Here is an 8,764-nt window from a genome sequence, read left to right on the forward strand (position 1 = left end):
ATCATCAGCACACCGAACCAGCCCACGTAGAGGCGGTTGTCGGTGCTGGTCACCCAGTCGCAGAAGGACTGCCATCCAGAAGCGCCTTGGCGCTGCTGAAGTGTGGTGGTCATCAGGACAGATGATTGGAAGGTAAGCAAGGCGGGAATCCCGCCCCTAAAAGCGTAACGAAAAATTGCGATTGGTGTGGAAATGTTTCGGAATTGCCTGGATCCCGCGTCGGGACAGGGTTTTTGCTTGGTTGTGCCGGTGCTTCCCCTGTCAATTTGGATGGGGAGCGCCTACGTCCAGGCCCGTGGCCCGACCCCTTGAAGCCCATGGGATGCCCATGAAGTCAAGAACGCCTTGGAAATCAGACAACCGATCAACCCGCCATCAACAAGGTCGGCCGCTCTGCCGGGGAGGGCTGTTGCCTACCGGGGGACTGGGGAAGTTGTTGGGTGTTGCCCTGTGGATTCCTGCTTTCACAGGAATGGCTGAGGTAACCCCGCCTGTGTTTGAGGTGGAGTCCGTCGCGGGATACACTGCGGAGATCAGCCAAGCGCACGGTGGAAAGGGCTACGCCGGCGGCCAGCCGCTGAGTCCGTCGAGCATTGAGAGTTGGATTATTCATTATACGAATGCCGAACGGGAAGCGGCTGGCTTAAGGTCGTTAACCCATGATCCTGCCATCTCCACTATCGCCAGAGAGCATAGTCGGGACATGGCCAAGTTCGGACTCTATCACGAGATTCATGGCAAAAACCCGACGGACCGCGCTTTGGAGGCGGGATATGATTGTCGGGCCTATCGTGGGGACGGTTCATATTCCTTCGGGCTGAGTGAGAACATTTATAAGTACCCTAAAATTTCCGAGTGGTCGGGAAGATTGATGGAGATTGTTCCCATCTCTTTTCACAGTGATCAAACCATGGCGTCAGCTCTGGTGAAAGGATGGATGAACAGTCCTGGCCATAGAAGGAACATATTGGACATCAGCGCTCGCAGGATCGGCGTTGGTGTGGTAATTCGGGAAGATCGGATCGCCAGGTCTGCTGGCTTGCACCAGGAGACAGTGTTTGCAACCCAGAACTTCTCCGGTTGCCAGTAGAAGCCCTGGACAACGCCAAAATGGAGGGATACAGGAATCGACAGTGGTCCATTTTGGGGCTTCCCCAGTGTTTCTCCCGGACCCGACCAGCAGATTGGGGGAACGCACAGGCGGATCAGTTCCTTCCAGCGCCACAGCTCCCTGGCTATCCCTGCTAGCCTCGTACTACCCACCCTTGAGTTCATCCGAACTCTTCCCGCCGTGCAGGAGCGCATCCTCTACGTCCGGCTCCCCTGCAACCCCATCTTCCCTATCGGGCCGGTGTATCTGGCTGACCATGTTCATAAGGTCTTCCCCCGGTTGCCCCAGCGCATCCTGGATCTGGCCACCGTGCCTTCGCTGAATGTTTGGGCCATGCTCCGCCAAACCGTTGACCAGTGGCAGCCCACCGTGCTGGTGTTTTCCTGGCGGGACATTCAGATTTATGCGCCCGTGGATGGACGGGGGGGCAATCCGCTCCAGTATTCCTTTGAAGCGTTCTATGGGGCCAATCCCCTGCGCCGTCTGCGGGGCGTCCTGGGGGGGCTGCGGCTCACCTGGAGCTACTACGCGGAGCTTCGCCGCAACCTGGGCTTGATTCGGACGGGCCTGGCCCGGGCGCGGCGCCACCATCCCCAGGCCCGGCTGGTGGTAGGAGGCGGTGCGGTGAGTGTGTTCTACGAGCAGTTGGCGTCCCGGCTTCCCTGGGGAACGGTTGTGTCCGTTGGCGAAGGGGAGCGCCTGCTGGAAACATTGCTGCAGGGAAAAAGCCTGGCGGCTGAGCGTTGCTACGTGGTGGGGGAGGCTCCCCGTGCGGGTCTCATCTATGAACAGCCCTCCCCCCTGCCCAAAACCGCCTGCAACTACGATTATATCGAAACCATCTGGCCTACGTTCAAATGGTATTTGGAAGGTGGCGATTTTTATGTGGGCGTGCAGACCAAGCGGGGCTGTCCCCATAACTGCTGTTACTGCATCTACACCGTGGTGGAGGGCAAGCAGGTGCGCCTCAATCCAGTGGACGAGGTGGTGGTGGAAATGCGTCGACTCTATGATCGGGGTGTGCGGGGATTCTGGTTCACGGATGCCCAGTTCATCCCGGCACGACGCTACATTTCTGATGCCAAGGAATTGTTGCGTGCCATTCTTGCCGCAGGCATGACGGACATTCATTGGGCTGCCTATATCCGTGCCGATAATCTGGATGAGGAATTGGCGCAACTCATGGTCCAAAGCGGCATGAGTTATTTTGAAATCGGCATCACTTCCGGTTCCCAGGAACTGGTCCGCAAGATGCGAATGGGTTACAACTTGCGCGTCGTTCTGGAGAATTGTCGCCTGCTGGCACAGGCGGGATTTAAGGAAAAAATTTCCGTCAACTATTCCTTCAATGTGATTGACGAGCGGCCGGAGACCATTAGCCAGACCGTGGCCTTTCAGCGGGAGTTGGAAGCTGTTTTCGGGGCGGAGCAAGTGGAGCCCGCCATCTTTTTCATCGGCTTGCAACCCCACACCCATCTGGAACGCTACGCCCTGGACCACGGCGTTCTCAAGCCCGGTTACAACCCCATGAGCATGATGCCCTGGGTGGCCCGCAAGCTGCTGTGGAACCCGGAACCCATGGGCAGCGCCTTCGGGCGCATTTGCCTGGAGGCCTTTGCGCGCAATCCCCACAACTTTGGCCGCACAGTCATGGATCTGCTGGAGGCCCAGTACGGTGCGGCGCCCCTTGCGGAAGCGCTTTCAGCACCCTTGGCCGGGCAGCGCACCATGGCCAATGCCTCACGCTGAGGGAAGATCCGGGGACACCCCCAATGGAGAATTGTCTCTATTTGCACAGCAGATCTGTCCCCGAGGCACCGACTCCATCAGGCTGGGGCAGCAAGATGGTTCCCATGGGTCTCACCCACTGTCCGCTTTGCGTCGGGTTGGCCATGGTGGCGGCACTGCGCTTCTGCGCCCATGGCTGGTTGCTGGTGGGCTTGAGTAGTGGTTTGTTTCAGGCCGCGGCTTCCGAGTGAGAGGCCCCATGGCAGAGGCGCCGCTACGCCATGGGGGCAACGTGCATCAACTGGCCCGTCGGCTGAACTGCCATCCCCGCCGGATCCTGGATTTCAGTGCTTCCCTGGTGCCGTTTGGGCCACCCCGCAGCCTGCGCCGGGCCCTGGGCCGAGCGCTGAAGGATCACGTGGCGCCCTACCCCGATCCTGCCTATCAGGCCCTGCGGGAGGCCATGGCCCAGGTGCATGGTCTTGACCCTGGTTGGGTCCTGCCAGGTAACGGAGCAGCGGAGTTGTTCACCTGGGCTGCTCGCGATGCCCAATCCCTCATCAACCTTCTGCCCACCCCCGGCTTTGCGGACTATCAACGGGCCCTGGCCACGTGGGGAGCGGCGGGTCGGTCCCTGCCCCTTCGCCTCCACTGGGGTGACGGTCCTCAGTCCTGGATTGAGGCTCTTGCGGAACCCCGGGCTCTGCACAGCCTTAACCCCCAGCACACCGCCCTCTGGATCACCAACCCCCACAACCCCACCGGTCAGCTTTGGCGTCGGGACAGCCTGGAGCCGTTGCTCCACACCCATGGCCTGGTGGTGGTGGATGAGGCATTCCTGCCCCTGGTGCCCGGTGGCGAGGCCCACTCCCTTGTCCCACTGGCGCCAAGGTTCGGCAATCTGGTGGTGATCCGCAGCCTCACCAAATTGTTTGCCATGGCCGGTTTGCGCCTTGGCTATGCCATCGCTGACCCGGAGCGGATGGAGCGCTGGAGCCGTTGGCGTGATCCATGGCCCGTCAACGGTCTGGCGGTGCAGGCCGGCCTGGCGGTGGCGACGGATCGGGTGTGGCAGCAGCGGGTGTGGCGCTGGCTGGCGCGGGAGGGTCCATGGTTGATGCAACATCTCAACCGCCACTGCCCATCCCTGCGGGTGTACCCGGGAGCCGCCAACTATCGGTTGCTGTCCTGGGGCCACTCCCTCACGCCCCTGCAGCAATCCTTGGCGCAGCAAGGCATTTTGGTGCGGGACTGTCGCAGCTTCCCGGGACTTGACCACCATTGGCTACGGATTGCCGTTGGCCGTCGCCGCCACAATCGGCGCCTAGTGGCGGCCATGGCCGCCGGCCTCAAGACGCCGGGTTACCACCCACTGGCCACCGGGGAAAGGAACGCCTCATCCAGCACCAGCAGGGCACAGGCATGAACCGGGATCGTTTGAATCCCACCGCAGGAACGGTCCTGCTCAAGGCTCTGCAGCGGGCAGCGGCGTTCACACTTCCCCTCCACCTACCTGCCCATGGGCAGGGTCGGGGGTTTCCACCAGCGCTGGCGGCACTGCTCACAGAGCCGCTGGGTCCCCTGGATCTGCCGGAGTTGCCCAGCCTGGGGGGACCGCTACTGCCCCATGGTGCGGTGGCCGAAGCCCAGCGGGCCACGGCGAAGCTTTGGGGTAGCCGGTGCTGCTGGTTTGGCGTCAACGGCTCCACAGGGCTGCTGCAGGCTGCTCTTCTGGGTGTGCTGCGTCCAGGCCAGCGCCTGCTCTGCCCCCGCAACCTGCACCGCTCAGTGCTCCATGGGGCGGTGCTGGCCGGCCTTGAGCCCATCTACTACAGCCTCCCCTTTTCCCAGCGCTGGGGGCTGTCCCAACCGGTGGACGTGGCCTGGTTCCAGAGGGTGCTGGCGGCGGTGGCGGACCAGGGCTGCTCCATGGATCTGGCGCTGCTGGTGAATCCCACCTATCAAGGGCTGAGTGCTCCTCTGACGCCACTAGTGCGGCTTTGCCACAGCCAGGGCCTGCCGGTGCTGGTGGACGAGGCCCATGGCAGTCACTTTCGCGCCCATGGGGGCCTGCCCCGGGACGCCCTGGCCGCCGGGGCCGACCTGGTGGTTCATTCCACCCACAAATCCCTGCCGGGGCTCACCCAAACGGCTGTACTTCACAGTTGCGGCGCCCGCTTCTCCAGAGAGGACCTGGAGCAGGGCTTGCTGCTGCTGCAGACCAGTAGCCCCTCGGTGTTGTTGTTGGCGGCCACGGAATTGGCGGCGGCATGGCCCCATCAGCAGCCCCAGGCCGGTTGTGTGCTCAGCCGCGCCATGGACCGTTGGTGCCATTGGCAGCAGCAATTGACCCGTGCGGGCTGGCGGGTGAGCCCCAGTGACGATCCGCTGCGCCTGCGGTTATGCACCACGGCGGGGGGACCCGATGGCCTGGCGTTGGACGAGCACCTGCTGCGCTTCGGGATTGGGGGAGAACTGCCGGAGGTGGCGGGGCTCACCTTCTATCTGGGCTTCCAGCCACCCCGCCAAGCCCTGGGCCGGCTCCGGGACGCCTTGGCCCAACTGCACTGGTCAGCACCGAATCCGCCAGGGGTTGTGGAGAGGGTCCAGCCCGCCCCCACCCCACTGCTGGCCCGCTCTGCCGTGCCACCCCGCACCGCCTGGTTCGGCCCCAGCAGACGTCTGCCCCTCAAAGAGGCGGTGGGACACGTGGTGGCGGAGGCCGTTACCCCTTACCCACCGGGCATCCCCCTGCTGCTGCCGGGGGAACGGCTAGACGAAGAACGTTGTACCTGGCTCTTCCACAACCGGCATCTTTGGCAACGTCTGGGTGGAATGCTTGATACGGTGAAGGTTCTGATGTGACGGTTCAGGAGGCTCGCCCCCATGCCCACTGCAGCGGGTGATGCAGCCTCCGGCAAACACCACCCCCAGGACCGGTTTCAATGGGATTTTGTGACGCCCGGCATCCCTGACGGTGCCTTTGCCAATGCCCCCGGCTTTGCGCCAACACCCATGGAGTTGCGGGTGATGCTGCTGGCCCATTTACGGCCCCAGCCCGACTCCCTGGTGTGGGACGTGGGGGGCGGCACCGGCGCCTTAGCGCTAGAAGTTGCCCGGTTGCTGCCCCATGGTGTGGTGCTGGCCCTGGAACGGGACCCGGATGCACTGGATCTGCTGGAGCACAACCGGCGGCACTTTCAAGTGAACAACTTGAAGATCGTCCCTGGCCGTGCGCCGGACGATCTGGGTCAACTAGATGGGGAGCCGGACCGGGTGCTGCTGGAGGTGTCCCGACCGGATCAGGCCATTCTGGATGCGGTGTGGTCCTGCCTGCGCCCCCATGGGCGCCTGGTGATCAGCACCAGCAACCTGGCCGGCCTGGTGGATGCCACCAATGCCCTGCGAAGCCTGCAAGCCGCTGATCTGCAGGTGGTGCAGGCGACGGTGCATCGCCTGCAGCAGCGGGGGCGTGACGTGCGCCTGGCTGCCGCGGAGCCCCTGTTCATCATTGCCGCAGAGCGTCCCGCGAGTCCATGAGTTGGGGATCCCCGCGGGTACTGAGTGGCCTGGTGGCTGCCGGGCTGGGGGTGCTGCTCATCAGCCTGGGGGGCTGGTGGTTCACCCTGCTGGTGGCGGTGATCGTCCATCTGGGCCTGGTGGAGTTTTTCCGGTTGGCCCGCAGCAAGGGGATTCGCCCCGCCAGCAAAACAACCCTGGCGGCCTGCCAGGTGCTGCTGGTCCTCAGCTCCCATGCCACCAACCAACCCCTGGACTCCCAGTGGTCCCTGGGGGCGGACGCCGTGGTGCCCCTGGCCAGCCTGGTGATCTGCGGCTGGCTGTTGTTGCAACCACAGACCGGCTCCATCGCCGATGTGGCGGCATCGATTTTCGGGTTCTACTACCTGGGTGTGCTACCCAGCCACTGGCTGCGACTGCGGGCTATTGGTGGGGTGGCCCCCCTCCATGTGCAGCACTGGACCCTGCCCACCGCAGGGATCAGCGCTGGTTTGGCCTTGACCCTGTTCACCACGGCCATGATCCTGGCGGTGGACATCACCGCCTATGTGTGTGGGCGACGCTTTGGTCGGCGGCCGCTGACCCAGGTGAGCCCTGGAAAAACTGTTGAGGGAACCATCAGTGGTTGTGTGGCCGCCGCCCTGGTGGGCGCCGGTGGCGCCGTGGTGTTGGGTTGGCCCTTGGCGCCGTGGAGTGGTTTGATGCTGGGCATCCTGGTGGCCCTCTCCGCCCTGGTGGGGGACCTAGTGGAGTCCATGTTGAAGCGGGATGCCGGGGTGAAGGATTCCGGCCGCCTCATTCCCGGCCATGGCGGCATCCTGGACCGGTTCGACAGCTTTCTACTGACCCCCGCCGTGGTGTTGTACTTCGTGCTGCTGGTGCTGCCGTTGTTGTCCTGGTGACGACGCCCCCGGTGCGCTGAGATCCCCTGTGGATAGGGCCATCACCTGTTCCGTGCGGCAGAGTTGCCACCAACGGAGCCAGAGTTGCTCCCGCAGCAGCCAGAGTTGGTCCTGCCAGGCCTGGGTCGTGGGCGCGCCTTCCGTTGGCAGGTGTCCCAACCAGGGCAGGCCCAACTCCAGGGCAGGGTCGAAGTGGGGTGCATGGGGCTCCCCATGGCTGGTCACACCCAGAAGAGGAATCCCACTTTGCCGAGCCAGGGCGCCATAGGCTCGGGCTTGTCCCTCCCAGCCTGGACGGGGCGCTACAACCAGCAGCAAAGGGCGACGGAACGCGGCCAGGGCAGTACACCAGTTGGCCCCGGGGCCATGGTGCGCCGCCAGTTCGGTGGTCACCAGCAGCCAGGAGCCCTGGGCCGGGGATAGCGCCGCTGCTGTGTCTGACGTCAACTGCTGTAACACCTGAAAGGGATCAGCCTCTGCTTCGGGTCTGAACAGAGGCTGCCCCCCCAGCACGATGGCCATGATCTCGGCCACGGCCTGGGGATCCACCCCGTGGAGAGGATGGACGACGACAGTGATGCCCCCCAGTCGTACCTGGGTTGCGCCTGCAGATGCCCCGGAACAGGCCATAGCGTCTACCATCAGTGTTGCGAGGTCCCAACGACTGCCAGTGACCAGTCTGACAGCCAGGCCCCATCACCACGACCTGTCCAGGGAGCGCCAAGATCATGGTCGCTTGCGCCTGTTCAGTGGCAGTGCCAATCCCCATCTCACCCGGGAGATTGCGGGCTATCTGGGCATTCGCGATAGCGTTGGGGTTCGCAAACGCTTCGCCGACGGGGAGCTCTACGTCCAGATCCAGGAATCCATCCGCGGCTGTGACGTGTTTCTGGTGCAGCCCACCTGTGCGCCGGTGAACGACCACCTGATGGAGTTGTTGATCATGGTGGATGCGTGCCGCCGCGCCTCGGCACGCCAGATCACCGCGGTGATGCCCTACTACGGCTACGCTCGGGCTGACCGGAAAACCGCGGGGCGGGAGTCCATCACCGCCAAGCTGGTGGCCAATTTGCTGGTGCAGGCGGGCGTCAGCCGCGTTCTGGCGGTGGATCTCCACTCGGCCCAGATCCAGGGTTACTTTGACATTCCCTGTGACCACATCTATGGGGCGTCCGTGCTGGTGGACTACCTCAACACGCGCCAGTTGAAGGATTACGTAGTGGTGTCACCGGACGTGGGGGGTGTGGCTAGGGCCAGGGCCTTCGCCAAACGCTTCAACGACGCCCCCCTGGCCATCATCGACAAGCGGCGTGCGTCCCACAACGTGGCGGAAAGCCTCACGGTGATCGGGGACGTGGCAGGCCGCACAGCCATCCTGGTGGACGACATGATTGACACCGGCGGCACCATTCACCAGGGGGCCCGCCTCCTCAAGGCCCAAGGCGCCGGGACCGTCATCGCCTGCGTCACCCATCCGGTCTTCTCTCCTCCTGCTCTGGAGCGG

At 63.6% G+C, this 8,764-nt stretch carries 9 protein-coding genes and 1 pseudogene; 8 read left to right on the forward strand and 2 right to left on the reverse strand.

Annotation, left to right across the window (positions count from 1 at the left end; genetic code table 11):
* Positions 1–113 (reverse strand): annotated as a pseudogene (locus tag FLM9_RS07770) (photosystem II q(b) protein); the annotation flags it as partial.
* A 359-nt stretch (positions 114–472) separates the two neighbouring features.
* Here FLM9_RS07770 and FLM9_RS01095 point away from each other — a divergent pair.
* From FLM9_RS01095 to FLM9_RS01120, 7 genes are all read left to right on the forward strand, one after another.
* Positions 473–1,090: a CAP domain-containing protein gene (locus FLM9_RS01095; protein ID WP_218969714.1), complete on the forward strand. Its 618-nt coding sequence runs from the start codon at positions 473–475 to the stop codon at positions 1,088–1,090.
* Positions 1,091–1,291: 201 nt separating this feature from the next.
* On the forward strand, positions 1,292–2,860 hold the full coding sequence (locus FLM9_RS01100) for a photosystem II high light acclimation radical SAM protein (protein ID WP_257242940.1): 1,569 nt from the start codon (positions 1,292–1,294) through the stop codon (positions 2,858–2,860).
* A 104-nt stretch (positions 2,861–2,964) separates the two neighbouring features.
* A complete protein-coding gene (locus FLM9_RS08465; protein ID WP_257242941.1) occupies positions 2,965–3,090 on the forward strand; it encodes a hypothetical protein in 126 nt (41 codons plus the stop codon).
* A gap of 8 nt (positions 3,091–3,098) precedes the next feature.
* Complete coding sequence (cobD, locus tag FLM9_RS01105) at positions 3,099–4,265, forward strand: threonine-phosphate decarboxylase CobD (protein ID WP_074456867.1); 1,167 nt, start codon at positions 3,099–3,101, stop codon at positions 4,263–4,265.
* The gene (locus FLM9_RS01110) at positions 4,262–5,704 is read left to right on the forward strand and encodes an aminotransferase class I/II-fold pyridoxal phosphate-dependent enzyme (RefSeq protein ID WP_081340096.1); all 1,443 of its coding nucleotides are present in this window, start codon (positions 4,262–4,264) and stop codon (positions 5,702–5,704) included. The genes cobD and FLM9_RS01110 overlap by 4 nt, the downstream gene beginning before the upstream one ends.
* 21 nt (positions 5,705–5,725) lie before the next feature.
* A complete protein-coding gene (gene cbiT, locus FLM9_RS01115) occupies positions 5,726–6,379 on the forward strand; it encodes a precorrin-6Y C5,15-methyltransferase subunit CbiT (RefSeq protein WP_074456868.1) in 654 nt (217 codons plus the stop codon).
* Positions 6,376–7,260, forward strand: a complete 885-nt coding sequence (locus FLM9_RS01120; RefSeq protein ID WP_074456869.1) for a phosphatidate cytidylyltransferase — start codon at positions 6,376–6,378, stop codon at positions 7,258–7,260. Before cbiT ends, FLM9_RS01120 begins: the two co-directional genes overlap by 4 nt.
* On the opposite strand, the gene FLM9_RS01125 is transcribed toward FLM9_RS01120, so the two are convergent.
* Complete coding sequence (locus tag FLM9_RS01125; protein ID WP_180365256.1) at positions 7,198–7,902, reverse strand: hypothetical protein; 705 nt, start codon at positions 7,900–7,902, stop codon at positions 7,198–7,200. The two genes, FLM9_RS01120 and FLM9_RS01125, sit on opposite strands and share 63 nt — an antisense overlap.
* Before the next feature lie 37 nt (positions 7,903–7,939).
* On the opposite strand from FLM9_RS01125, the gene FLM9_RS01130 reads away from it, so the two are divergent.
* Positions 7,940–8,764 (forward strand): ribose-phosphate diphosphokinase (locus FLM9_RS01130; protein WP_074456873.1); only part of this gene is annotated, 825 nt, incomplete at its 3' end.

Source organism: Candidatus Synechococcus spongiarum (assembly GCF_900047545.1).
In the GTDB taxonomy this organism is placed as follows: domain Bacteria; phylum Cyanobacteriota; class Cyanobacteriia; order PCC-6307; family Cyanobiaceae; genus Synechococcus_B; species Synechococcus_B spongiarum_C.

What these genes read in the sequence shown, in the direction of transcription:
- FLM9_RS01095 (WP_218969714.1), top strand. Translation starts at nt 473, where the DNA reads ATGGCTGAGGTAACCCCGCCTGTGTTTGAGGTGGAGTCCGTCGCGGGA.
- FLM9_RS08465 (WP_257242941.1), top strand. Translation starts at nt 2,965, where the DNA reads ATGGGTCTCACCCACTGTCCGCTTTGCGTCGGGTTGGCCATGGTGGCG.
- cobD (WP_074456867.1), top strand. Translation starts at nt 3,099, where the DNA reads ATGGCAGAGGCGCCGCTACGCCATGGGGGCAACGTGCATCAACTGGCC.
- FLM9_RS01110 (WP_081340096.1), top strand. Translation starts at nt 4,262, where the DNA reads ATGAACCGGGATCGTTTGAATCCCACCGCAGGAACGGTCCTGCTCAAG.
- cbiT (WP_074456868.1), top strand. Translation starts at nt 5,726, where the DNA reads ATGCCCACTGCAGCGGGTGATGCAGCCTCCGGCAAACACCACCCCCAG.
- FLM9_RS01120 (WP_074456869.1), top strand. Translation starts at nt 6,376, where the DNA reads ATGAGTTGGGGATCCCCGCGGGTACTGAGTGGCCTGGTGGCTGCCGGG.
- FLM9_RS01125 (WP_180365256.1), bottom strand. Translation starts at nt 7,902, where the DNA reads ATGGTAGACGCTATGGCCTGTTCCGGGGCATCTGCAGGCGCAACCCAG.